At 43.2% G+C, this 22,675-nt stretch carries 27 protein-coding genes and 1 pseudogene; 18 read left to right on the forward strand and 10 right to left on the reverse strand.

Going from position 1 to position 22,675, the window contains the following annotated elements; translation table 11 throughout:
• The first annotated feature begins 115 nt into the window (after positions 1 to 115).
• The 8 genes from flxB (at position 116) to AC59JT_RS07760 (ending at position 6,558) form a co-directional block, all read left to right on the forward strand.
• Positions 116 to 844 (forward strand): flexirubin biosynthesis SDR family reductase FlxB, encoded by a 729-nt coding sequence (gene flxB / locus AC59JT_RS07725; RefSeq protein WP_497397451.1) that lies wholly within the window; start codon positions 116 to 118, stop codon positions 842 to 844.
• Complete coding sequence (locus tag AC59JT_RS07730; protein ID WP_497397453.1) at positions 841 to 1,257, forward strand: hotdog family protein; 417 nt, start codon at positions 841 to 843, stop codon at positions 1,255 to 1,257. The genes flxB and AC59JT_RS07730 overlap by 4 nt, the downstream gene beginning before the upstream one ends.
• A complete protein-coding gene (locus tag AC59JT_RS07735) occupies positions 1,257 to 2,384 on the forward strand; it encodes a beta-ketoacyl-[acyl-carrier-protein] synthase family protein (RefSeq protein ID WP_497397455.1) in 1,128 nt (375 codons plus the stop codon). The genes AC59JT_RS07730 and AC59JT_RS07735 overlap by 1 nt, the downstream gene beginning before the upstream one ends.
• 124 nt (positions 2,385 to 2,508) lie before the next feature.
• Positions 2,509 to 3,093: a hypothetical protein gene (locus tag AC59JT_RS07740; protein WP_497397457.1), complete on the forward strand. Its 585-nt coding sequence runs from the start codon at positions 2,509 to 2,511 to the stop codon at positions 3,091 to 3,093.
• Positions 3,094 to 4,293 (forward strand): beta-ketoacyl-[acyl-carrier-protein] synthase family protein, encoded by a 1,200-nt coding sequence (locus tag AC59JT_RS07745; protein WP_497397459.1) that lies wholly within the window; start codon positions 3,094 to 3,096, stop codon positions 4,291 to 4,293.
• A gap of 1 nt (position 4,294) precedes the next feature.
• A complete protein-coding gene (locus AC59JT_RS07750) occupies positions 4,295 to 5,359 on the forward strand; it encodes a beta-ketoacyl synthase chain length factor (RefSeq protein WP_497397461.1) in 1,065 nt (354 codons plus the stop codon).
• Entirely contained in the window at positions 5,353 to 5,721 is a 369-nt protein-coding gene (locus AC59JT_RS07755; RefSeq protein ID WP_497397463.1) for an ApeI family dehydratase, read from the forward strand. The genes AC59JT_RS07750 and AC59JT_RS07755 overlap by 7 nt, the downstream gene beginning before the upstream one ends.
• Before the next feature lie 3 nt (positions 5,722 to 5,724).
• On the forward strand, positions 5,725 to 6,558 hold the full coding sequence (locus tag AC59JT_RS07760) for a phosphodiester glycosidase family protein (protein WP_497397465.1): 834 nt from the start codon (positions 5,725 to 5,727) through the stop codon (positions 6,556 to 6,558).
• Positions 6,559 to 6,602: 44 nt separating this feature from the next.
• On the opposite strand, the gene AC59JT_RS07765 is transcribed toward AC59JT_RS07760, so the two are convergent.
• From AC59JT_RS07765 to AC59JT_RS07800, 8 genes and pseudogenes are all read right to left on the reverse strand, one after another.
• Entirely contained in the window at positions 6,603 to 6,866 is a 264-nt protein-coding gene (locus AC59JT_RS07765) for a phosphopantetheine-binding protein (RefSeq protein WP_497397467.1), read from the reverse strand.
• Between the two features lie 7 nt (positions 6,867 to 6,873).
• Positions 6,874 to 8,163 (reverse strand): ABC transporter permease, encoded by a 1,290-nt coding sequence (locus AC59JT_RS07770; protein ID WP_497397468.1) that lies wholly within the window; start codon positions 8,161 to 8,163, stop codon positions 6,874 to 6,876.
• Positions 8,163 to 8,918, reverse strand: coding sequence for an ABC transporter ATP-binding protein (locus tag AC59JT_RS07775; RefSeq protein ID WP_497397469.1), 756 nt, complete (start codon positions 8,916 to 8,918; stop codon positions 8,163 to 8,165). Before AC59JT_RS07775 ends, AC59JT_RS07770 begins: the two co-directional genes overlap by 1 nt.
• On the reverse strand, positions 8,909 to 9,934 hold the full coding sequence (gene darH, locus AC59JT_RS07780) for a BtrH-related acyltransferase DarH (protein ID WP_497397470.1): 1,026 nt from the start codon (positions 9,932 to 9,934) through the stop codon (positions 8,909 to 8,911). Before darH ends, AC59JT_RS07775 begins: the two co-directional genes overlap by 10 nt.
• Before the next feature lie 164 nt (positions 9,935 to 10,098).
• Positions 10,099 to 10,494 (reverse strand): annotated as a pseudogene (gene DarG / locus AC59JT_RS07785) (flexirubin biosynthesis protein DarG); the annotation flags it as partial.
• 109 nt (positions 10,495 to 10,603) lie between these two features.
• A complete protein-coding gene (darB, locus tag AC59JT_RS07790) occupies positions 10,604 to 11,743 on the reverse strand; it encodes a dialkylresorcinol biosynthesis protein DarB (RefSeq protein ID WP_497397472.1) in 1,140 nt (379 codons plus the stop codon).
• A 6-nt stretch (positions 11,744 to 11,749) separates the two neighbouring features.
• On the reverse strand, positions 11,750 to 12,649 hold the full coding sequence (locus tag AC59JT_RS07795; protein WP_497397474.1) for a hypothetical protein: 900 nt from the start codon (positions 12,647 to 12,649) through the stop codon (positions 11,750 to 11,752).
• Between the two features lie 14 nt (positions 12,650 to 12,663).
• On the reverse strand, positions 12,664 to 13,155 hold the full coding sequence (locus AC59JT_RS07800; RefSeq protein ID WP_497397476.1) for a hypothetical protein: 492 nt from the start codon (positions 13,153 to 13,155) through the stop codon (positions 12,664 to 12,666).
• A 129-nt stretch (positions 13,156 to 13,284) separates the two neighbouring features.
• On the opposite strand from AC59JT_RS07800, the gene AC59JT_RS07805 reads away from it, so the two are divergent.
• The 7 genes from AC59JT_RS07805 (at position 13,285) to AC59JT_RS07835 (ending at position 18,092) form a co-directional block, all read left to right on the forward strand.
• Positions 13,285 to 14,082 (forward strand): SDR family oxidoreductase, encoded by a 798-nt coding sequence (locus AC59JT_RS07805; RefSeq protein WP_497397478.1) that lies wholly within the window; start codon positions 13,285 to 13,287, stop codon positions 14,080 to 14,082.
• 24 nt (positions 14,083 to 14,106) lie between these two features.
• Positions 14,107 to 14,562 carry a 3-hydroxyacyl-ACP dehydratase FabZ family protein gene (locus tag AC59JT_RS07810; protein WP_497397480.1) on the forward strand — a complete coding sequence of 152 codons (456 nt, stop codon included), beginning with the start codon at positions 14,107 to 14,109 and terminating at the stop codon, positions 14,560 to 14,562.
• Positions 14,563 to 14,572: 10 nt separating this feature from the next.
• Complete coding sequence (locus tag AC59JT_RS07815) at positions 14,573 to 15,847, forward strand: beta-ketoacyl-[acyl-carrier-protein] synthase family protein (RefSeq protein ID WP_497397482.1); 1,275 nt, start codon at positions 14,573 to 14,575, stop codon at positions 15,845 to 15,847.
• Positions 15,847 to 16,104: an acyl carrier protein gene (locus AC59JT_RS07820; protein WP_497397484.1), complete on the forward strand. Its 258-nt coding sequence runs from the start codon at positions 15,847 to 15,849 to the stop codon at positions 16,102 to 16,104. Before AC59JT_RS07815 ends, AC59JT_RS07820 begins: the two co-directional genes overlap by 1 nt.
• Complete coding sequence (locus AC59JT_RS07825) at positions 16,101 to 16,706, forward strand: 4'-phosphopantetheinyl transferase family protein (RefSeq protein ID WP_497397486.1); 606 nt, start codon at positions 16,101 to 16,103, stop codon at positions 16,704 to 16,706. The genes AC59JT_RS07820 and AC59JT_RS07825 overlap by 4 nt, the downstream gene beginning before the upstream one ends.
• Positions 16,687 to 17,658: a hypothetical protein gene (locus AC59JT_RS07830; RefSeq protein ID WP_497397488.1), complete on the forward strand. Its 972-nt coding sequence runs from the start codon at positions 16,687 to 16,689 to the stop codon at positions 17,656 to 17,658. The genes AC59JT_RS07825 and AC59JT_RS07830 overlap by 20 nt, the downstream gene beginning before the upstream one ends.
• A gap of 74 nt (positions 17,659 to 17,732) precedes the next feature.
• On the forward strand, positions 17,733 to 18,092 hold the full coding sequence (locus AC59JT_RS07835) for a SnoaL-like domain-containing protein (protein ID WP_497397490.1): 360 nt from the start codon (positions 17,733 to 17,735) through the stop codon (positions 18,090 to 18,092).
• An 80-nt stretch (positions 18,093 to 18,172) separates the two neighbouring features.
• Here the strand turns inward: AC59JT_RS07835 and AC59JT_RS07840 are convergent, their stop codons facing one another.
• Positions 18,173 to 19,354 carry an acyl-CoA dehydrogenase family protein gene (locus AC59JT_RS07840; protein WP_497397492.1) on the reverse strand — a complete coding sequence of 394 codons (1,182 nt, stop codon included), beginning with the start codon at positions 19,352 to 19,354 and terminating at the stop codon, positions 18,173 to 18,175.
• Between the two features lie 71 nt (positions 19,355 to 19,425).
• Between AC59JT_RS07840 and folB the strand changes: the two genes are divergently transcribed.
• On the forward strand, positions 19,426 to 19,779 hold the full coding sequence (gene folB / locus AC59JT_RS07845; RefSeq protein ID WP_497397494.1) for a dihydroneopterin aldolase: 354 nt from the start codon (positions 19,426 to 19,428) through the stop codon (positions 19,777 to 19,779).
• A gap of 1 nt (position 19,780) precedes the next feature.
• Positions 19,781 to 21,181, forward strand: a complete 1,401-nt coding sequence (locus tag AC59JT_RS07850; protein ID WP_497397496.1) for an FAD-binding oxidoreductase — start codon at positions 19,781 to 19,783, stop codon at positions 21,179 to 21,181.
• 385 nt (positions 21,182 to 21,566) lie between these two features.
• On the opposite strand, the gene AC59JT_RS07855 is transcribed toward AC59JT_RS07850, so the two are convergent.
• Positions 21,567 to 22,013 (reverse strand): acyl-CoA thioesterase, encoded by a 447-nt coding sequence (locus AC59JT_RS07855; RefSeq protein ID WP_497397498.1) that lies wholly within the window; start codon positions 22,011 to 22,013, stop codon positions 21,567 to 21,569.
• A 134-nt stretch (positions 22,014 to 22,147) separates the two neighbouring features.
• Between AC59JT_RS07855 and AC59JT_RS07860 the strand changes: the two genes are divergently transcribed.
• Positions 22,148 to 22,585, forward strand: a complete 438-nt coding sequence (locus AC59JT_RS07860; RefSeq protein ID WP_497397500.1) for an Hsp20/alpha crystallin family protein — start codon at positions 22,148 to 22,150, stop codon at positions 22,583 to 22,585.
• The last annotated feature ends 90 nt before the right edge of the window (positions 22,586 to 22,675 follow it).

The following is a 22,675-nucleotide window of genomic DNA, read 5'->3' on the forward strand; positions in this document are numbered from 1 at the left end:
GTTACAGAATTATATCTTTACTCATAAAATAACAAACTTTCCCAACTCTCTTTCCGCCGAAGGCGATGAGAGGGTCGACGCACGAAGTGCCGTCGGGGTGAGTAATACGAAGGACATGAAATACGCACTAGTAACCGGCGGATCAAGAGGAATAGGCAGGGCCATTTGCATAAAGCTGGCCGGCATGGGCTATAGTGTGCTTATTAATTATAAAAGTAACGCCGATGAGGCTGCTAATACCCTGCAACTGGTTAAAGATGCCGGTACAGATGGTGAGCTATTACAATTTGATGTTGCTGATAAAGAACAGATCAAAACTGCTTTAGGCGACTGGATAGAAGCCAATGCCGATAAGACTATAGAAGTATTGGTAAACAATGCTGGTGTACGCGATGATAGCCTGATGGTATGGTTGAAAGATGAGCAATGGGACAATGTTGTAAAAACGAGCCTGGATAGCTTCTTTTACGTTACCCGTTTGGTGTTAGAAGGCATGATGATGAACCGTTATGGCAGGATTGTAAACGTGGTTTCCCTGTCGGGGATTAAAGGTTTGCCGGGGCAAACTAATTACTCCGCAGCTAAAGCGGGAGTGATTGGCGCTACCAAAGCATTGGCTCAGGAGGTTGGTAGAAGCGGTATAACGGTTAATGCCGTGGCGCCGGGTTTTATTAAGACCGACATGACCGAGGGGTTGGACGAGAAAGAATTGAAAAGAAATATACCGGTTAACCGTTTCGGCACGGCCGAAGAGGTGGCGCACGCGGTGGGCTTTTTAGCATCGAAAGAAGCGGCCTATATTACCGCCGAGGTATTATCAATAAACGGAGGTTTACATTCATGATAGCCGAGGGCGATATTTTATCACTCATACCCCAAAAGCCGCCGTTTGTAATGGTGGACGAGCTGTTGTTTTCTGACGATAATATCACCCGCACGGGTTTTACTATTACGGCTGATAATGTTTTCGCGATAAACGGTAGGTTTAGCGAGGCAGGGTTGATGGAGAATATGGCGCAAACTGCGGCTGCAGGTTCGGGTAATATGGCCAGGATCGAAAACCGCCCGGTTGCTACAGGCTACATCGGTCAGGTTAAAAACCTGGAGATATTTGATCTGCCCAAAATAGGCGACTGGCTGACTACTGAAATTGTGATAGAAGTGCAGGTGTTTGAAGCCGCCATTGTATCCGGTAAAGTGATGTGCAATGATGTGCTGATAGCGCAGTGTGAGATGAAGATTTTTATAAACCAATAATGCAGGCAGTTTACGTAGTAGCTGATAATATAACATCGCCGATAGGGGTCACCACCGCCGAAAACTTTGAGCGGCTTAAGCAAGGTGTGTCCGGTATTCAGTCGCATAGGGATAGTACTTTAGCCGATGAGCCTGTGCATGCGGCGCTGTTCGATAACATCGTCCAAAAAAATCATAACGATCTTATTTACACCAAATTCGAGAACCTATTAATAGCTTCGGTAGAAGATGCTTTGCGTAATTGCGCTATAGATATCACCAATGCTAAAACCATACTGATCCTATCATCCACCAAAGGCAACATCAGTTTGTTGGAGACCGAGCAGGATAGCGAAGAGCTTAATGAACGCGTAGCGATGCATACCTCGGCCAAATTACTGGCACAGCATTTTGGTTTTGTTAATGAGCCTTTAATTGTATCTAACGCCTGCATCTCGGGTATTATGGCTATCATAACCGGGATGCGTTTATTGCAAACCGGCGTTTACCAAAACGCGGTGGTAGTTGGCGCCGATGTGATCAGCAAATTTGTGCTTTCGGGTTTCCAATCATTCCAGGCTATCAGTGGTGAGCCTTGTAAGCCTTTTGATGCGGATAGAACAGGGATAACTCTGGGCGAGGGCGCGGCCACCATGATCTTATCGGCGAACGCTAAATACGCCGCTAATATCAAAGTATTAGGCGGCGCAGTAAGTAACGATGCTAATCACATTTCGGCACCATCCAGAACAGGAGAGGAGCTTTGTCAGGCCATCAATAAAACATTGGGTGATGCGGGTTTAAAGGCGGAAGACATTGATATGTTATCCGCCCACGGCACTGCCACCAGTTATAATGACGAGATGGAGGCTAAGGCCATCGCGTTAGCAAACCTGGCGTATGTGCCGGCCAATAGTTTGAAGGGTTATTATGGGCACACGCTTGGTGCGGCCGGGCTAATTGAATCCATCATATCTTTGCAATCATTAAAAGAAGGAGTGATCATACCCACCCGCGGTTTCGAAAAAATGGGAGTGAGCGCGCCGATAAATATTTGTACTGCCCTTACATTAGCACCGCTTAAAACTTGTTTAAAAACTGCCTCGGGTTTTGGTGGTTGTAATGCCGCAGTTGCTTTCAGTAAGTGATTTTAGCCGCAAAAGCGTGCATGACATGGTGGCAGTAGGTGAAATATAAATAATTAATATTCAGATACTTTATAAATTGAATATCAACAATTACATAACATCAAACTGTAGCATCATAAAAAACGTGATCTACAAAAATGAGGTGCCTGTTTTTGAACAACAAGGTGCTTCGTTGCCCGATATGTTATTGGCCGCTTACCAGCAAATAGAGCTTAGTTATCCTAAGTTTTATAAGATGGATAACCTGAGCAAATTGGGTTGGCTGGCTGCCGAAGTGTTGTTGAAAGATAGCGCGATAAAAAACTACAAGCCGGAGGAAGTAGGCCTCGTGCTGTCGAACGCTAACTCGAGTTTGGATAGCGATAAGCGGTATATGGCCAGCGTGGCTGATTTTGCCAGTCCGGCGCTATTTGTTTACACGCTGCCCAATATCATGATCGGCGAAATATGTATCCGCAATAATTTTAAAGGTGAGGATGCATTTTTTATCTTCGAAAAATTTAACGCCGCATTCCTGGCCCAATATGTAAACAGTTTGCTTAACAGCGATATTTTAAAAGCCTGTATATGTGGTTGGGTTGATGTGATAGGCACCAATTATAAAGCGGTTTTGTTTTTGGTGGAGAAGGAGAAGCGCGCGAATGCGATACCTTTCAATGCCCAAAACCTGGACAGTATTTTTGATAATTTAGTAATAGACAGAATATAAATGAATTCACCGGTGTATATAGCGGGCGTAGGGGTAATTACAGCCATTGGCAACAACGTTGCCGAGAATCTGGCTGCATTTGAGCGGGAGCAAGCCGGCATGGGCGAGATCACGATGTTAAACACGGTGCATAAAGGCACCTTGCCAGTTGCGGAGGTTAAGTTAGATAATACGGAACTTGCCGAACTGGCTGGCATATCATCTCATTTGAGCCGTACAAAGCTGTTAAGCCTGGTTGCCGCACGCGAAGCGGTGAATGATGCTGCGATACCGGGTTTTGAAGGGCTTCGCAGCGGTTTTGTATCAGCCAATACTGTAGGCGGAATGGATAAAAGCGAGGATTTTTTCGTTGATTTTTTGAATGATAACGACAAAGGCAAGCTGCGTAATGTGTTCGATCACGAATGCGGCAGCATGACTGAAGTGGTAGCTAATGAGCTGGGTATTACCGATTACATGACCACTATCAGTACCGCTTGTTCATCATCGGCCAATGCTATTTTTTATGGTGCGCGACTTATCAAAAATAATATACTTGATGTGGTGATAGCCGGCGGTGTTGATGCCCTGGCGAAATTTACGTTGAACGGTTTTAATACCCTGATGATATTGGATAAGGAATACTGCAAGCCCTTTGACGATAACCGCGAGGGACTGAACCTGGGCGAAGGTGCCGGCTATGTAGTACTCGTATCTCAAAAGGTGGCTGAGGCCTTAAATAAGCCCATGTACTGCACTTTAAGTGGATACAATAATAGTAATGATGCCTACCATCAAACGGCGTCCTCGCCCGATGGTACAGGCTCATACATGGCCATGCAGGGCGCGCTTAATAAAGCCGGTTTACAACCTGCCGATATCGACTATATAAACCTCCACGGCACGGGCACTCCAAATAACGATAGCGCCGAGGGTACGGCTATAAAACGTTTGTTTAAGCCCAACTATCCGCCTATGAGTTCAACCAAATCATTCACCGGGCATACTTTAGGCGCAAGCGGCGGGGTGGAAGCCGTGTTTTCGGTATTGGCTATCAGATATGGCTTGATCTATCCTAACCTGCGTTTTAAAACGCCCATGCACGAGCTGCCTTTTAAGCCTGAGACCCATTATCTAAAAGATCAACCTATAAAAAATGTGTTGTCAAACTCGTTTGGCTTTGGGGGTAATTGTACATCGTTAATATTTTCGGCTGTATAGTATGAAGATCTATATTCGTTCAACCGCAGCTGTAACCGCCCAAAAAACCTTTGGCGACGTACCGTTTTTAACCGACCCAGTGGAAAGTATTGGTACACGTTTAAATGCCATTGAGCCTGACTACAATGAATTTGTAGATCCTAAACTGGCCCGCAGAATGAGCCGTATCATAAAGATGGGTGTAGCCGCCGGTCTGCAATGTTTAAGAGAGGCCGAAGTAGAAACGCCCGGTGCCATTATTACCGGCACTGCACTAGGATGCCAGGAAGATACCATTTCCTTTCTAACCCGCATTATCGAGCTTGACGAGGAGATGCTGCCACCCACGGCCTTTATACAATCAACCCACAACACCGTAGCCGCGCAAATAGCGCTTTCCTTAAAGTGTCACCAGTATAACAACACGTTTGTGCACAAGGGCATCTCCTTTGAGAGCGCGCTGCTTGATGCTATCATGCTGATCCGGGAGGGCGATGCCGATAATGTGCTGGTAGGTGGTACCGAAGAAATGACCAATACCGGTTTTAAAATATTGACCCGTTTAGGTTTATACAAACGCTGGCCATTATCAAATTTGCAGTTGTTCAACACCCCATCAAATGGCACCATTGGTAGCGAAGGCGCGGTGTTCTTTCTGCTTTCTGATAAGAAATCGGACGATAACCTAGCGGAAATAGTTGCGACCAAAACCTTATATAAGCCTAAAGATAAAAGCTATATTGAAGAGGCTATCAATACTTTATTGCTTGATAATTTAATAACATTAGAAGATATAGACCTGGTAATAACCGGTAAAAATGGCGACTTAAAGAATGACGCGGTTTATAACGAATTGCAGGAATCTGTTTTTGCTGGTCTATCCATGGCTTACTACAAACACTTGTCGGGAGAATATCCAACATCGGTTACATTTGCGTTGTGGATGGCGGCCAAAATACTAAACCGAGGCGAGGTGCCGGCCATAATGGCCGATGGCGAGATCAAAAATACCTCACCAAAAAATATCCTGATCTATAACCACTACCAGAATATTTACCATTCATTAATGCTTGTTTCGGCATGTTAAAGGAACCGCTGTTTAAAATACTTTCTACAGATTACCAGCAGAATGTGATCACGGCAGTTTTAGATATAGACCAAAACAGTGAGATCTTTGACGGGCATTTTCCGGGGCAACCGGTTGTGCCGGGGGCCTGCATGTTGCAGTTGATCAAGGAAGTATTGGTTCGTACTTTAAACAAACCTTTACGAATAACGAAGGCTGATAACATCAAATTTTTAACGTTGATTGAACCCAACGAAGGGCAGGTGGTTGTGTTGGAAATTACCTATACCGAATTAGAGAACGATATTAAAGCCACGGCTAACCTAACCGTAGGAGATACCGCCTGCATGAAATTTCAGGGAACTTTTAAAACAGAGATATAAGCCATGTTTAATAAACAAGTATTGTTAAGCGCTATCGGTTTGTTATTCGCTACGGTCGCGCTGGCACAAAATGATTCATTAGCCTTTGTAAAAGCAAAGTGGGAAACTAAAAAAGTTGCGAAAGGTATCTGCTGGAAACATCATTATTTTAAAGGCGATCTGTTTGCAGCCAATCAAAATATCAATATTCTGGAGGTTGACCCTGATAAAGCCGACATGGGCATCGGCTACGAAAAAAAGCTCTTGAAACTTACTACCGAATTTATTACACCTAACGCAGTAGCTGCTATTAACGCCGGCTTTTTTGATGTGAAGAACGGTGGCGGCGTAGATTATGTGAGAGTGAATGACGAAATAATAAGCGAAAACCATATTACCGGTAAACGCGGCGAACACCAGCAAGGGGCAGTTGTGTTTTACAAAGGGCAAGCCCACATTGCCCAATGGGATGGTAGCAAGGATTGGGAAAAATACCTCTACGGTGACGTGCTGACTACGGGGCCAATGATGCTTTACAACAACATTTCGATAAAACTGGATAGCACCGCGTTTATCAAAACCCGCCATCCGCGCACTGCATTGGCTGTAACGAGCGATAAAGTTTTATTGATAACAGTAGATGGCCGGCATGAAAACGCGGCTGGTATGAGCTTATTTGAGCTCGCGAAGATTATCAATTGGTTAAAGGCAACGGATGGTATCAACCTTGACGGCGGAGGCTCAACCACAATGTGGCTAAACGGTAATGGTGTGGTAAATTATCCTACCGATAATAAAAAATGGGATCACGAAGGTTTGCGCAAGGTTGCGAATGTGATCCTGGTGAATAAGAAGTAGCAAGACTTACGAAGTTCTTAAAACTTCGTAAGCCTGATATGGTACTATTTTTTGCCGTGCTCCAACACATAATCGGCCATGGTATTTACATCAACCAAGGCTTTACGGCCCTCTTTCGGGTCGTTTATAGATATGCCGTATTCTTTCTTCAACAATACGATCAGCTCCAGCGAATCTATCGAATCCAGACCTAAGCCATCGCCAAATAAAGGCTCGTCGTCTTTAATGTCGGCGGGGGTAAGGTCGGTTAAGTTTAAAAATTGTATGATCTGCGTTTTCAGCTGTTCTTTCAGCGCTTCTTTTTCCATGGGGTAATTATATCAAATTTTTTCTTTTCAGTCCTAAATAAGTTACTAACTGAATAATTAAGGTTATAAGGAATAAGGAACCTATATTGTTTAGCACATCGCCCAATTTAGCGCCTTCTAAAAACAGGCTGTAATAAGCTTCCAGGCACCAATGCATCGGCGATATGTTGGTTAAAGTTTTGGCCAGTCCCTGCATCGCAAAGCTCGGTACCATTAAGCCGCCTATACAAGCCAGTATCACAATAGATATAGCACCAAAGCCGTTGGCCTGCTCTTGCGTATTGGCAAACACACCCACGCAAATTGCATAACTTACAGCGCACCAGCCGCATACCAAGGTCACCACAATCAGGCCTAAAACATCAGCAGGAAGATTTAAAGCAGGCAAACCAATAACAGGAAATAACAATATCCCGATAGAAAATATCACCGTAGCCTGTATTAAGGTAACGTACAGATAAGTGATTTGCTTGGACAACAAACCCACCGCATAGTTGGTAGGCAATGTTTTTAAACGGATAAAACTACCGCTTACTTTTTCCCTTACCACACTGCCGCCAAGCGACATGATCACAAAGAACATGGCAAAGATAGTCCAGGCAGGTACATTATGTTGCGAAGCGTTAGGAGTGATGCGCGTGCCGTCTTTGCTAACAGGCAACATATTTATCCCGGCATTGCTGTTCAGCATTTCATTCTCTAAACTTTTAGGCAGTTCCTTTTCATTAGATGCATAGTAAAGCGTACGCAGCGTTTGTCGTGTTTGCACCAGTTGTAAAGCGCTTTGTATGGCACCTTGTATCGAAAATCGCAACGACTCCTGTAAAACAGGGTTATAGTACAAGGTCAGTGCATCTACCTTAATAGGTGCTTTTTTTGCTGCCGCGATTGTACTATCCGGCTCGCCACTGAATGCCGCCATAGCTTTATCAGAAGCGTTTTGTGCTTTTTGGTTGATCTGTGCCGAGAAGTCTGACGGTATGATCACGCCCAGCATTGCATCCTGGCTATTCATTTCATCAGCAATAGCTTTCGCTTTATCCTTCGGGATCAGGCTTACCTTAAACATCCCGATCTTATTCACCGATTCTATAAACTGTATAGCTGCCTTTCCCGTATCGGTATTACAAACCACAATAGGTAGTTTGTTTTTGTTAACCAGTTGAAAAGTACTATTCTGGATACTGGTAACCACAACAACCAAAATCACCGGCATCACAAACATCAATGATATGCCCACCTTATCGCGAAGCAATATCCTGACGTCTTTTTTTATGGAGATCCAGAGCTTAAACATTAGTTGCGGTAGGCTTTGCCGGTTAAATTAATAAATAATTCTTCCAGGCTGTTCTGGCTGTGTTCTTTCAAAACATCGTCAATATGCCCCTGGGTAATGATCTTCCCTTGGTCTATCATGGCTATCTGCTCACAAAGATCCTCGGCCTCGCTTAACTGATGCGAAGTGTATATCAGGGTAGTACCTTGTTCATTTAAAGTGCGCAGGTAACTGATAATGGCATGGCGCGTTTGTACATCAACACCTACAGTTGGCTCATCCAAAAACAACACCTGCGGGTTATGTATCACGCCTATGGCCAGGTTTACCCGGCGTTTCATGCCACCCGAGAATTTTTCAACGGCTTTATCACGCACATCCGCCAAACCCAATATCTGCAACAGTTCATCCGTACGTTGTTTAATCTGCGTTTTATTTAATCCAGCCCAGGCACCAAAAAACTCCAGGTTTTCGGCAGGGGATAGTTCATGGTAAAACGAGAAATCCTGCGGCACAAAGCCAAATTGCTTATTAAAATCTTCGTCGTGTTTACCTGCTTCGCGGCCTAATAATTTAATGCTACCAGAATCAGCACTTAAAACGCCGGTCATCAGGTTCATTAGGGTCGTTTTGCCGGCACCATTAGGGCCAAATAAACCAAATCGCTCACCCTTGGCCACCGTCAAATTAAGCCCGCTGAAAGACACATCGGCATTTCCCGCGTAGCGGAAACCCATGTTATCAATCTCGACCGCGAAGGTGTTGCTTACCGCCATTTGATATTTTTTAAATCGGTAAATGCTTGTTGCTCAATTTCCGCCACCTGTAAAAGATATTCGCCCATTTGGTTAAAATCAGCCTGACTGCCTATACGGCCTTTGTAAATACCAGCCGCGTGTACCGCTGCTTCGCGCCATAAATCGCCGCTTTCGGTAAATCTGTTAGATATAGCTAACAGTTCGTCATTACCGGTGTATTTGATAGCTTCCTGTAAAAAAGCACCATAAATATAGCGAAATCCGCCACCACCGGTACCAATCTCTTCCTGCATGCGCACCAGTTGCGCCAGGTATTGCCCGGCTTGTTTCTGTCCCAGTTTTTCGCGCCAGCCTTTTATCCTTTTGGCCGTATAACGTATACCGTTAACCCCAGCTATTGGGCCCATCCAGGGCGATATCATCTGGAATACGTTTTTATCTATGCCTTTGATAATGGCTTTTTTAATCTGTTCGTCCGCAACCTCTACGTTTTCTTCCGGGTAATATAATTGTCCGTTAGGAGCCAGGGCACCTTTGGCAAAACGTACGCGCTCCAGTTCATAAGGAGTCATTACGTTTGTACCTTCCATTACGGGGTCGCTCACCAAATAGTTGCCATCCTGCGTACCGTAGACGATCAGGTTATGCGCGTTAAAGTGGAAACGATATTCTTTTGGGAAATACGGCAGGTAATAAACGCCAACCTGGCAACCAACTGGTCTGCCTTCGGCCAAACGCTCTTTTAGAAATGTTTCCGCAGCTTCTTTCGAACTGAATTTCTTACGAACCACCGGTATGCCCAAAGCTTTACTAGTACGTTTAAATATCAAGCCTGGCATAATGCGGAACGCAATAACAGGCCCATTATTGATCTTCAAAAGCGGAATATGCACATAGAAAAGGCCTGCACCAATACCAAAAGCCAAAGGCTCGGTAATTTGCGCGAAGCCTGCATTTTTGAGCAGGCTAACGGTTACACCGTTTTCGCAGTGCGCGGCTTGTATATGATTGAATGATAGTTTATTATCGGGCATTAAATTAATCTCTCGTTTAATTAACCCGTAGGGGTTAAAGCTCGGTAGCTATTAAATTATCGTATATGTCGTGCCGTAGGTACGAAACTTTGCTGCTGTGTTGCGTACCTACGGCACGCTTTAACCTTCTTCCTTATTTCTACCGAGCTTAAGCGCCTACGGCGCTATGCATTTTGAGCATTTATGTTTTTTAAATCATTCACGCTTACACCAAATACCTCTGCATACTTCTGTAATTTCTTTTCAGATAAATGCTCAAAAACATCAGGCTTTAAGTGGCGCTTAACCTGCCATTGCCAAAAGCCGGTGTAGCCCGCCAGTATCTGTACATCCATCAGGCCTTTCTCCATAAAATACAGTAAGGGGCTTGCCGCTCTGTTCAGTACTTTTTGTTTTGCTGTCGCGATGCGTTCTTCAACGGCATCCCAAGCAGTATCTAATGCGGTACTTTTTACATCCCAGCCATTACTTAGCTGCGTGGTGTATTTACCCGAAGCGTCCGTTGCATAGCAAACCTCTTTGGTTATTTTACCCAAAGCGCCAAGGTCCTGCGGAACGTCTTCTTTTTTCATATTGTTGGATTTGTCATTGCGAGCGAAGCGTGGCAATCGCAAGGAGAAAAGTTCGCGATTGCTTCGTCGTTCCTCCTCGCAATGACAGATATTTTGTTTACACCACCGTCAACATCGCATACATATACGAGAAGCGCGAGCTTTCCGGTACCAGCAGCAATAGTTTCTCACCCTTTTTCAATTTCCCGCTGTTAAACAGCTCGTCTATCATCAAATAAACAGATGCTGCGCCTACGTTGCCTACAGTGAACAGGTTCATGAACCATTTTTCGTAGGGGATACCTCCGCCATAAATTTCAACCAGGTCGTATATTTTACTTTTAAAGAAATTACTGGAGATGTGCGGCAGGAAGTGGTCGATATCCGAAGCCACCAAACCTTTACGGTCGAATATCTCTTTGATCTTTTTACCACCCAGGGCAACAATGTTATCGCTTAATAAATTAATATCCTGCTTAACGCTGAATATCGATTTGGTCATGATCTCTTCGGGCGTGTAATCCATAAAGCCCTGAAGTGTGCCGTCGGCTTGTTTTTCGCCGCCCATGTACATGCAGGTCTCCATTTGGTTGGCGTAGGATACACCTTCTATCCAGTCAATCTGCAGGCTGATACCGTCTTTATTAGGCTCATCAGTCAGCAAAAATGCCGAAGCGCCGTCAGACAACATCCAACGTAAAAACTCTTTCTGGAAAGATATAAACGGATTTTCGGTAAGCTCCTTTAGCTTCTGTGCTTCTTCCTCAAAAACATCAGACACCAATAATCCCGAAAAACGTTCGGAACCTGTGGCAACAGCCAGCTTGGCATCGCCGGTTTTAACCGCCATGTAAGCATATTTTAACGAGTGCATACCCGCGCAGCACACACCGGCGGGTGATACCACTTCAATCGCCTCTGCCTCGGGCAGCCAGCCGTGGGTCATAACACCGTGTGATGGCATCATTTGGTCGGGAGACGAGGTGCCGCATGAAAGCAGGTCGATCTCTTTTATTCGTTCAGGTGCGTCTTTAAACAATTCCCGCACCGCTTCGGCAGTCATTTGCGCATTGGTATGGGTTGATTTACCACCTTTGCTTAGCGCATAATAACGGTTTTGAATACCGTTGTTACGCAATACAATGCTTTTTGATTTAGACGGCTTGCCGTTAATGTAACCGAGGTATTCCTCCATTTCATCATTAGCCACCGGTTGGTTAGGGAAAAATTTAGAAGTTTTAGTAATATAAACGGGCATACCTGTTTAATTTAAATTTAAGTAATGTTGCTTCTTCGCCCGTATACGTTTTGGCGAAGTAAATCTGAACAAAATACCATCCAGCGTGATGAGGATAGGCGCGCCCACAAAAAAAGCGATAAGCAGGTAATATTTATAGGCACGTACCCAGGGCAACTTATTTTTCTTTTTAGCGATGATGTTTGCCCACACCTTAAATATTTTACCGGCTGTACCTTCGATAACCATCAGGTTATAGTTAAGCACTACCGCTTTTTGTTCATCCAATTGCTTTTGTAAGCCATCCCAGTTACCTTGCTGTAAATGAGGGATAACGCTTTGGCCAAATACCCCGGTATGTTTAATGTCCGCATCAGAAACACCGGCAGGGGGCAAAATGTTTAAATATTTGTCCTTTTTTCCATGCAGCATCCAATGGAATATGGTGAGGAAGCTAATGGGGTTGGGGTGTTTATCAACCAAAGCAATATTACCCACCAGTTTAGCACCTGCTTCGCGGATGAGTTTTTTAACGCGAACAAAGGCGTTTAGCCACATGTTGCGCGCACCTGTTACCGTGATTACAGGGGTATTCTGCAAAACGCTCCTTAAGGCCGGCGTTAACATCAAAGAATTGAATGGAATACTCGGCGACAAGAACCAGGCTTGGTAACCCAAAATGATCAGGTCGTATTTGCTTTCTTTTAGCTCGAAGGGTTGCAGGGGAGCGGGTATATCCAACTGGCAATCGGGCATTACGCTAAAAAAGGTGTCGGCCGTCCAGGGGAATTTCGGTTCGTTAACCAAATGCACGCGGACTTTCTCTACGCTGAAACCTGCATCTATCATCGGCGCGGTAAAATTGTCAACAATATCGCCTAACTGACCCGTTTGCGAGTAATAAATAGCTAATACTTTTTTGCTCATACGGGAGAGGTGATTTATTGCAGATCCTGCGCGGTTAACAGTTTCGAATTTTTGGTGTAATCTTTTATGGCATCCTGAACAACAGCCGGCAGGTTTTTGTAAGCTTTGATGATGAATTGTTTATCGGCTTCCAGATCAGTTTTGTATTTGACGATTTTTGGTGAATGTTCCTGTATAGCGAAGCGCAAAAAGCGGTACTCAGCATTATCGTTATCGGCATTAATAGCGGTTTGGAATTTTATGCGTCCCGCTTTAAAAGCTTTAAGCTTTTCGGCAGGGCGACCAAGCATGCCTGCTTTTTTCATTAGTAAAGCGCCTTCATAGCCATCTTTGTTTGGGTGGTTTGATGCGTTGATAAGATCTATTTCTTTATTCACCTCATCTAAGTTCCCTGTTGACATAACCGCGTAAAACGCAGCCTTATTAAACTTTTGAAACAGATTTTCGCCTTTTACAAAAGCCACGGGCAATAGTAGAAGCATGGCAATGATAACACGTAATTTCATAGTATAGAAACGTATAAAACGTACACAAATATATACAAATATGGCAGCTAGCCTAATTAAGTAGGGTGCAAGCACCTTGAAATATCAGGATTTACTTTATTTTAGACGTTCAAATTTTAAGAAAGTAAAGTGCAGCAAATAAACAGGCAATTTGAAGGTAATTGGGCTATAATTTTAGGAGGATCAAGCGGTTTTGGGCTGGCAGCGGTTGAAAAACTGGCGCGCCACGGCATGAATGTAGCTGTGATTTACAGGGAGATAGCCAGTGCCGATAAATTGCTTAAACAAAACCTGCAAGCACTTGCTACCAAACATGGCGTTAGTTTGTTGCCTTATAACATCAACGCGCTTGATATCGCCGCACGCGGCAATTTTATTACTGAGTTTGCTAAGGACAAGGCCGGAAAAGTAAAATTGCTGTTGCATTCCATTGCCCGCGGTAATTTGAAACCTTTAGTAGGCGAGGATGGTGCCGAACTGTCTATTCAGGATATTGAGTTAACTACTTACGCCATGGCTACCAGCATGCTTGACTGGGCTAAGGCTGTTTTAGCTGCCGGACTTTTTCATGCAGATGGCAGGATAATAGGTTTAACAAGCGAAGGATCGTCCAAATATTGGGATGGTTATGCTGCTGTGGCTATAGCCAAATCATCCTTAGAAAGCTTAACAAGGTATATGGCTGTTGAGTTAACACCACATGGTTTAAAAACCAACCTGATACAGGCGGGTATAACTGCTACGCCATCATTAAAACGCATACCCGAAAGCGAAAAACTAATACAGCACGCTATATCGCGCAACCCTATGGGACGCATTACCGAACCTGCCGACGTGGCTAACGCTATCTACTTATTATGTACTGATGAAGCCGCCTGGATTAACGGTACAATAATTCATGTAGATGGCGGAGAACATTGTAGGTAGTTATTGGTTATACTGCAATTAAAAATGAACAGCATTTTAAACCATCTGCCTTATAAATCGTCTTTTAGGTTTGTTGACGATATTACTGCCATTGATGAAAACGGCGTAACCGGCAATTACACCTTGCGTAAAGATGAGTTTTTTTATGCCGATCATTTTCCCGGCAATCCGGTAACGCCGGGTGTTATTATTACCGAGATCATGGCGCAAATTGGCCTAGTTGTATTGGCAATACATATTATGCTGAATGGTGCTCCGCTAGAGGGGGCAAAAATGGATGAAGATTCATTCCCGCTGTTAACAGCTACCAATGTTGAATTTTTTAAAATGGTTTTGCCCGAGGAAAAGGTAACCGTTACATCACAAAAAGAATTTTTCAGGTTCGGTAAATTAAAGTGCCGGGTGGAGATGCATAATGAGGGCGGTGAATTAGTGGCTCGTGGCACATTTGCAGGAATTATAAAGTACGCTATAAAATAAAAATACAGGAATGGGTAACCGTGTTGTAATTACAGGCTTAGGGGTGGTTTCGCCCAACGGATCAAATATTACTGATTTTTTGCAGGCTATACAGAACGGTGTATCGGGGATAACCTTTATTCCTGAATATGAAGATCTGAAATTTAATTGCCAGGTAGCTGGTATCCCCAAATTTGAATGGGATGATCTGCGCAACTACATCACCGAAACCAGTTTATATGGCTTAAAAGGTAAAGGCATCGCCTATGGCATAAAAGCTGCTTTAGATGCCTGGACCGACGCCGGCAACGAAATCGTAAGCGAAGATACACTATGGGAAACCGGCTGCGTTTTCGGTAGCAGTGTAGCCGATACGGATGTGATCAAAAACGCCATTACCCGCGTTGATGCCCGTGAATCAAAAAAACTGGGTTCGCGTGTGGTGGAGCAGATCATGAATAGTGGCGTTACCGCTTATATATCAGGCAGGCTTGGCTTGGGTAATAAGATCATCAATAACTCAGCAGCGTGTGCTACCGGCTCGCAATCTATTTTAATGGGTTATGAGTACATTAAGCTTGGTGTGGCAAAACGCATGGTAGTAGGCAGCTGCGAGTTTGTAGATAAATATGTCTTCGGTGGCTTCGATTCCATGCGTGTACTATCGCGCAAGCATAATAATGAACCTGAGCGTGCGTCGCGCCCAATGAGCGCCACAGCCGGCGGCTTTGTACCCGGATCAGGAGCAGGAGCGATGGTATTGGAAGATTTGGATTTCGCCTTAGCACGCGGGGCAAAAATATATGGTGAAATTGTCGGCGGTTCTACCAATTCAGGCGGGCAACGAAACGGTGGTAGTATGACCGCGCCGGGGCCAATTGGCGTTGTCAGATGCATTGAAGAAGCCATCGCGCAAGCTAATATCAGTAAAAATGATATTGATTTGGTGAGCGGCCATTTAACGGCAACCATGGCCGATAAATTTGAAATACAGAACTGGGTGACCGCGCTTGGCCGCAAAGGCGACGACTTTCCGATGGTGAATTCATTGAAATCAATGGTAGGTCATTCGTTAAGTGCGGCAGGTTCAATTGAAACAGTTGCTGCAGTTTTGCAGTTAAAATATAACTTTGTGCACCCTAATTTAAATCTTGAAGATCCGAATCAGGAAATTTTAGATATGATTGGGTCAAACAATTTACCAACAATTAAGGTAGAGAGGGAGATTAATACGGTTGCAAAAGCTAATTTTGGCTTTGGCGATGTAAACTGTTGTTTGATCATCTCTAAATACAACAATAACTAATGGATAGAGTAGAAATTCTGAGTGAATTAAAAAAAGTACTGACCCCTTACACGGAAAACAAAGAAATGCTGGCGGGGATCAACGAGCAAACAGACCTGATCAAAGATTTAAAAATAAACTCGGCCAACCTGGTTGATATTATTATAGATGCTGAGGCACAGTACAATATTGAAATAGATTTTGATGCCGCCGAGAAAATGTACAACGTAGGCAATTGCATCGATGTTATTGCCGAAAAAATAAACAAGGTTGCTTGAAAAGCATAGGGAATGATATAGTGGCGCTGCGTTTTATTAACGAAGAGCGCACTCATCAACCCGCGTTTTATTCAAAATTTGTTACGGCCGGCGAGCAGCAGTTTCAGTCGGCCGTAATACCCTTCATACAATTTGTATGGCTGTTGTGGGCGGTAAAGGAATCGGCTTATAAACACCTTAAAAGGGGCGATGCCGATCTGCTATTTTCACCCGCAAAAATTATTGTACAAAGCATAGTAGCAACAGGCGGCAACTGCTCCGGCGAAGTCTGCTTTCAAGATCAAAATCTTCATTTCATCGCCCAAATACACTCTGAATATATTTCTGCGGTCGTAGCACATAAACAGGATCTTAACCTTCACACTAAAGTTCAACAAATTAATGGTACTGATAGCGAAACCCAATCCGCTGAGGTTAGGCGATTGTTACTTGTTGAGTTAAACACCATTTGGCCTGACGCTGATCTGCAAATAGCTAAAACCAATACAGGTTACCCCGTCATTATCAAAAATGGTAAAGCGTTGGATATACCCTTATCCTTCGCTCATCATGGCAATTATGTTGCTTATGCGTTTTTGCCGGATGAAAATTCTGATTTTTAAATATAATCTGCATTTTTACGGCATGCCATCTGCTACTATCCTTAAAGGACGTTTTCTTGCTATTATTACTGTATTGCTGCTTTCAGTTACTTCATGTGTTCATGAATATGATGAGCGGGAGCGCAGGGCGGATTTTGAGCCGGTTATCGGTGTTAACTATCTGGAGGTGCGCCGTGCTTTCCCTTCGGGCCTGTCATTTCATCATAGTGGCTACCAGTTATCGCCATTATGGAAGCTGAAGTTTCTGTCTAATAAATTCGCTATGGTTTATAGTCCGGATAAGAACGCTATGTTAAAGTTTCCGGTTACCCGTGATCATGATTCGTTGGTGAACGTGGCTAATACCTGGCTAAAACCTATGAAGATAACCAAGGATAGTTTAGTATTGCAGGTACTATCTGTTGAGGCGAAGAAGGTTTATTTTGATAAGTCTATTGTATACATGACTTTGTATTCTGACAAATACATCAAGGAAAAAGGGCTGAATATAGAAGTACTAAAAAGACCAACCCGCGCCGATACGTTGTTTATCCGTAAACGCGCGGTTGAGGTTAATACAGGTATAGATAGCGGTTTTGCAGCTACACAGACTGTTATATTTAAAAGCCTTCATCCTAAAGTATCGGTTGTTAAAACCGAAGTACATCCCAGTTTAATGAACAAGCTGGACGCCTCGGAAGCCTACATGTACCCGGAGTTTAACATTCGCATTAAAAACGCCTATAAAAACTTTGCCTACTCGTTTTGGGCTTTGGTTGATGTGCATGGAGATATCCACTACGTGCAATCTGTAAACTACATTTTGCCTGAGTTTAAAGAGTCGACTATCAAAACTATTAACTCCATCATGACGGGTTACATGAAGGAATACCTGCAAACCATACCAGGTAACACCATGGGTATTCCGCATAATAGCTTTGTGTTGCTGAATATCTCCGGCAAAGAAAATTAATCATAATTTAACTCTTCGTATTTCTTATCGTTATTACAATGGCTTAATTTTAATTAACCAAAATTATGATCATCATGACAACACAAGAAGTAGCCGACAAACTAGTACAGTACTGCCGCGAAGGAAAAAACAACGAAGCTATTGACGAGCTTTACGATGACAATATCGTTAGCAAAGAAATGGAAGGCATCCCCAATGGCGTGGCCACCGGCAAAGAAGCCATCATCGCTAAAACTAAGGAATGGTATGAAGGTGTGGTTGAAATACACGGCGGAACCGTATCTGAGCCCCTGGTTGCCGGCAACTTTTTTACCGTTAAGTTTGATATGGATATTACGTTCAAAGAATATGGCCGCGGCCCGATGGTTGAGCTGGGTGTATACGAGGTAAAAGACGGCAAAATAGTTTCTGAACAGTTTTTTTATAATGTGTAGCAAAGATTAAAGGTTGAAGATTAAAGATTAGTGATAAACCAGTCAACTAATCTTTAATCTTTAATAATTAACCTTCAAAATCACTTAAACGCTTCTTCACCAGTAATATCCATCCCGGTTATCAGCAGGTGAATATCGTGGGTGCCCTCATACGTAATTACCGATTCCAGGTTCATCATGTGGCGCATAATAGGGTATTCGCCGGTTATGCCCATGCCGCCCAGCATTTGCCGGGCTTCGCGTGCTATATTGACTGCTGTGGCTACGCTGTTTCGTTTAGCCATTGATATTTGAGCAGGGGTGGCGCGGTTCTCATTTTTTAAAGTCGCCAGGCGCCAAACCATTAACTGGGCTTTGGTTATTTCGGTAATCATTTCGGCCAATTTTTTTTGCTGAAGCTGAAATGCCGCTATTGGTTTACCGAATTGCTTGCGCTCTTTAGCGTATCTAAGGGCCGTGTCGTAACAATCCATAGCAGCGCCTATAGCACCCCAGGCAATGCCGTAGCGGGCCTGATTTAAGCAGCCCAGCGGGCCTTTTAGTCCTATTGCATTCGGCAATAAATTCTCTTTAGGCACTTTCACATTATCAAATACCAGTTCGCCTGTAGCTGATGCGCGTAATGACCATTTATTATGTGTTTCGGGAGTAGTAAAACCTTCCATGCCGCGTTCTACTATCAGTCCTTGTACTTTACCTTGCTCATTCTTTGCCCATACTATAGCAATATCTGCAAACGGCGCGTTTGAGATCCACATTTTTGCGCCATTTAATAGGTAATGATCGCCAGCATCTTTAAAATTGGTGGTCATGCCGCCGGGGTCTGATCCATGGTCGGGTTCGGTAAGGCCAAAGCAGCCTATTAATTCGCCTGTAGCTAATTTGGGTAAGTATTTGTGTTTTTGTTCTTCGCTGCCGTAGGCGAAAATAGGATACATCACCAGTGATCCCTGTACTGAGGCAGTCGAGCGTATTCCCGAATCGCCGCGCTCAATTTCCTGCATAATAATGCCATAGGCCATATAATCTAAACCCAGGCCGCCATATTCGGCAGGTACGGTAGGGCCAAAGGCACCGATCTCGGCAAGGCCTTTTAATACCTGCTTCGGGAATTCGGCACGCTGCGCGTAATCTTCAATAATGGGACTAACTTCTTTCTTCACCCAATCACGCACAGATTGACGGATCAGTTTGTGCTCATCACTAAGCAGTTCATCTAACAAATAATAATCGGGCGATTCAAATACATCTGTTTTAGGCATATGATCTTTGTTGGAAAACAAATATAGTTTATTGCTTGCTTAGTGTACACTCAAACGGCTATTTTTGGATTATGATAGTAGCACTACACGGCGTCGAGTTTTTTGCTTACCATGGCTTTTATCCCGAAGAGCAAAAAATTGGAAATACTTTTATTGTTGATATTGAAGTTGACTTTGAGCCAAGCGATAACATGGTTGATGAATTGGCCAACACGGTTAATTATGAACAGTTGTTTGATATCGCCTGCCGGCAGATGAAACAAACCAGCAAGCTGATAGAAACCGTAGCCCGAGGCATAATTGATGATATTAAGCACGAGTATGAATTTGTAGACGCGGTAAAAGTGAATATTAAAAAGCTTAGTCCGCTGATAGGTGCCAAGGTTAAATATTCTGAAGTAGTGCTGAGCTATAATAAAGCTTAATATGGCCTACAATAAAATAACACCCGATCTGCTTAATGCGATAATAGCTATTGTGGGTGCGGACGCGCTAATAACGCAAGCCGCCGATATGGAAGGTTACAGCCATGATGAAACAGAGGACCTTTCCTATTATCCCGAAGTTATCGTTAAACCAAACACCCCGCAACAGGTATCAGCTTTGCTTAAATTGTGTAACGAAAACCTGATACCGGTAACACCGCGTGGTGCGGGTACCGGTTTAAGTGGCGCATCGTTACCTGTTTATGGAGGATTGATGATTGCTATGGAGCGCTTCAACAAAATACTGAATATTGACGTGCAAAGCCTGCAAGCTACGGTTGAACCCGGAGTAATTACCGAAGAGTTTATGAACAGCGTAGCCGAAAAGGGGTTGCTGTATCCTATTGACCCGGCCAGCAAAGGCAGTTGTTTTATTGGCGGAAACGTATCGCACGGCTCGGGCGGGCCTAGGGTAGTTAAATACGGCACCATTCGCGAGTATATTTTGAACCTTGAAGTGGTGTTGCCTAACGGCGAAATTATATGGACCGGCGCAAATACTATCAAATATGCATCGGGCTATAATTTAACGCAGTTGATGATAGGATCTGAAGGTACTTTAGGGATCGTCACCAAAATAGTGACTAAACTTATCCCAAGGCCAACGCATGATGCTTTGATGCTTGCATCGTTTAAAAGCAACGAAGAAGCCTGCGCGGCAGTATCTGCCATATTCAGGGCAGGAGTAGTGCCATCGGCTTTGGAGTTTATGGAACGCAGGGGCGTGGTTTGGGTAATGGAAAAGGAACGCATCAACTTTAATTTGAAAGCCGATGCTGAAGCTTTTCTGTTAATAGAGGTTGACGGCAATAATCCTGATATTATATTTAACGACTGCGAAAAGGTGAATGCCGTTTTAGAAGCATATAACTGTACAGATGTATTATTTGCCGATTCATCCGCGCAGAAGGCAGATTTATGGGCCATCAGGCGCAGGATGGGTGTCTCCGTAAAATCGAACTCGGTTTACAAAGAAGAAGATACGGTAGTCCCCCGGGCAACGTTGCCGCAATTGATAAAGGGCATAAAAATCATAGGCAGCAAATATGGTTTTGAGTCGGTTTGTTATGGCCATGCCGGCGATGGAAACCTACATGTGAATATTATTAAAGCCAACATGAGTAATGATGATTGGAATAATAAACTTAAATATGGTATCCGCGAGATCTTTGAACTAACCGTGTCACTAGGCGGCACTTTGTCTGGCGAACATGGTATAGGCTTGGTTCAGAAAGAGTTTATGGATATTAAATTTTCGCCTGTGCATTTTGCTTTGTGGAAAGGCATAAAACGGGTGTTTGATGAAAATAATATCCTTAACCCCGGAAAAATATTTGATTAAAGTATGTGTCGCCTGCGGCCGCATTTATTGCATTTATACCGGCGTACAGGTAACCAAAACAAAAGTAATTTTACTAAGGGACCTCTGGATATTCTGTTATCCATGGGGGTTTTGCATTTGGGGCAATCAGGGTAACGTTTTACCGCTGTTGGTTTAACAATGTCGTTGTCAAGGGGTAATACCATTGTGAAGCAATTAGGGTGCCCTCAAATATATGGGTATTATTTATGTTTCCTTATTAAATATTAATTAAAATTTCGTTAAACCTAAAAAAGTGAAAATAATGTTATTTTAGTTAAGTTATTGTTTGTCAATAATTTCTATAAAACTATTGGTTGTAGTACTCAATTTAAGGTTAAATTTAGCTACCTGTATCAGTCAAATATTAGTTTGTATTTAATATTAACCGAGGCTCATCGTAAGCGATCATCCGATCGCGCTCCTTGTCGGGGATAGGTACTGATTGTTTTGCTTTGTAATTATAACATACACAAACAGTTTTGCCGGTGGTGCATACTTCCTCACCGTTAGGTGTAATTCTTACTAATACATGCATCATATCAAAACTGCTGTTGCCTATACGCACTACGCGTACATAGCAAATAATATTATCGTTTAAAGTAACCGGTTTTAAATAATTGATCTCTGACCGGCCTAATATCACACCCGTATTGCTAAAATCCCAGTTAATGGCTTCTTTCCAATAATTAAAACGGGCATCCTCAAAAAAAGTAAGATAAATGGCATTGTTAACATGTCCAACAGCGTCTATATCCGAGAAGCGGATTGAAATAGGAGTTTTGAATTTGTAATCTGTTAGTTTTTCAGTCATTTTATGTCATTGTGTCTTGCTAAAATAATTTTATCAGACATTTTGTCTTTTAAAATATAGGTTGGTGCTGTTGGTATAACAGTTGAAGAGTACTCTGCAAAGTTAATAAAACAAAAACTTAGGAGGATATAAAAATGACTTTAGTAAAATTTGGCAAAGATCAAAGAAATAGTATAGTAAACCCACTCTTTAACGACGTTTACTCAATATTAAATGATTCGTTTTTGAATGAAAAAGCTGCTTATCGTACACCGGCTGTTAACATTGCCGAAAGCGAAAATGAATTTGAGATAGCTTTAGCAGTACCGGGCTTGAAAAAAGAGGACCTTAAAATAAACCTGGAGAAAAACGTATTAAGCGTTTCGGCCGATAAAAAGACTGAAACCGTAGACGAGAACAAGAAATTTACCAAACGTGAGTATAGCTATCACTCGTTTTCAAGATCGTTTACTTTACCACAAAGTGCTGATAGCTCGAAAATTGAAGCTGACTATACCGATGGTATCCTGACTTTAACTATAGCAAAAAAAGAAGAAGCTAAATTTCAATCAAGAGAGATAGCTGTAAAATAATATTTATCGGAATGTCCGCAGGTCCGGAGAGTGGGTTTTGACTAGTGTTGAAGGTCCGGATCTGTCGGAATACCGATTCATCTCTCGGTA

The organism is Mucilaginibacter sp. A3364, from assembly GCF_059690715.1.

Bases quoted from the DNA above. Each gene is read 5' to 3' on its own strand.
- flxB (WP_497397451.1), top strand. From the start codon at position 116: ATGAAATACGCACTAGTAACCGGCGGATCAAGAGGAATAGGCAGGGCC.
- AC59JT_RS07730 (WP_497397453.1), top strand. From the start codon at position 841: ATGATAGCCGAGGGCGATATTTTATCACTCATACCCCAAAAGCCGCCG.
- AC59JT_RS07735 (WP_497397455.1), top strand. From the start codon at position 1,257: ATGCAGGCAGTTTACGTAGTAGCTGATAATATAACATCGCCGATAGGG.
- AC59JT_RS07745 (WP_497397459.1), top strand. From the start codon at position 3,094: ATGAATTCACCGGTGTATATAGCGGGCGTAGGGGTAATTACAGCCATT.
- AC59JT_RS07750 (WP_497397461.1), top strand. From the start codon at position 4,295: ATGAAGATCTATATTCGTTCAACCGCAGCTGTAACCGCCCAAAAAACC.
- AC59JT_RS07755 (WP_497397463.1), top strand. From the start codon at position 5,353: ATGTTAAAGGAACCGCTGTTTAAAATACTTTCTACAGATTACCAGCAG.
- AC59JT_RS07760 (WP_497397465.1), top strand. From the start codon at position 5,725: ATGTTTAATAAACAAGTATTGTTAAGCGCTATCGGTTTGTTATTCGCT.
- AC59JT_RS07765 (WP_497397467.1), bottom strand. From the start codon at position 6,866: ATGGAAAAAGAAGCGCTGAAAGAACAGCTGAAAACGCAGATCATACAA.
- AC59JT_RS07770 (WP_497397468.1), bottom strand. From the start codon at position 8,163: ATGTTTAAGCTCTGGATCTCCATAAAAAAAGACGTCAGGATATTGCTT.
- AC59JT_RS07775 (WP_497397469.1), bottom strand. From the start codon at position 8,918: ATGGCGGTAAGCAACACCTTCGCGGTCGAGATTGATAACATGGGTTTC.
- darH (WP_497397470.1), bottom strand. From the start codon at position 9,934: ATGCCCGATAATAAACTATCATTCAATCATATACAAGCCGCGCACTGC.
- darB (WP_497397472.1), bottom strand. From the start codon at position 11,743: ATGCCCGTTTATATTACTAAAACTTCTAAATTTTTCCCTAACCAACCG.
- AC59JT_RS07795 (WP_497397474.1), bottom strand. From the start codon at position 12,649: ATGAGCAAAAAAGTATTAGCTATTTATTACTCGCAAACGGGTCAGTTA.
- AC59JT_RS07800 (WP_497397476.1), bottom strand. From the start codon at position 13,155: ATGAAATTACGTGTTATCATTGCCATGCTTCTACTATTGCCCGTGGCT.
- AC59JT_RS07810 (WP_497397480.1), top strand. From the start codon at position 14,107: ATGAACAGCATTTTAAACCATCTGCCTTATAAATCGTCTTTTAGGTTT.
- AC59JT_RS07815 (WP_497397482.1), top strand. From the start codon at position 14,573: ATGGGTAACCGTGTTGTAATTACAGGCTTAGGGGTGGTTTCGCCCAAC.
- AC59JT_RS07820 (WP_497397484.1), top strand. From the start codon at position 15,847: ATGGATAGAGTAGAAATTCTGAGTGAATTAAAAAAAGTACTGACCCCT.
- AC59JT_RS07830 (WP_497397488.1), top strand. From the start codon at position 16,687: ATGAAAATTCTGATTTTTAAATATAATCTGCATTTTTACGGCATGCCA.
- AC59JT_RS07835 (WP_497397490.1), top strand. From the start codon at position 17,733: ATGACAACACAAGAAGTAGCCGACAAACTAGTACAGTACTGCCGCGAA.
- AC59JT_RS07840 (WP_497397492.1), bottom strand. From the start codon at position 19,354: ATGCCTAAAACAGATGTATTTGAATCGCCCGATTATTATTTGTTAGAT.
- folB (WP_497397494.1), top strand. From the start codon at position 19,426: ATGATAGTAGCACTACACGGCGTCGAGTTTTTTGCTTACCATGGCTTT.
- AC59JT_RS07850 (WP_497397496.1), top strand. From the start codon at position 19,781: ATGGCCTACAATAAAATAACACCCGATCTGCTTAATGCGATAATAGCT.
- AC59JT_RS07855 (WP_497397498.1), bottom strand. From the start codon at position 22,013: ATGACTGAAAAACTAACAGATTACAAATTCAAAACTCCTATTTCAATC.
- AC59JT_RS07860 (WP_497397500.1), top strand. From the start codon at position 22,148: ATGACTTTAGTAAAATTTGGCAAAGATCAAAGAAATAGTATAGTAAAC.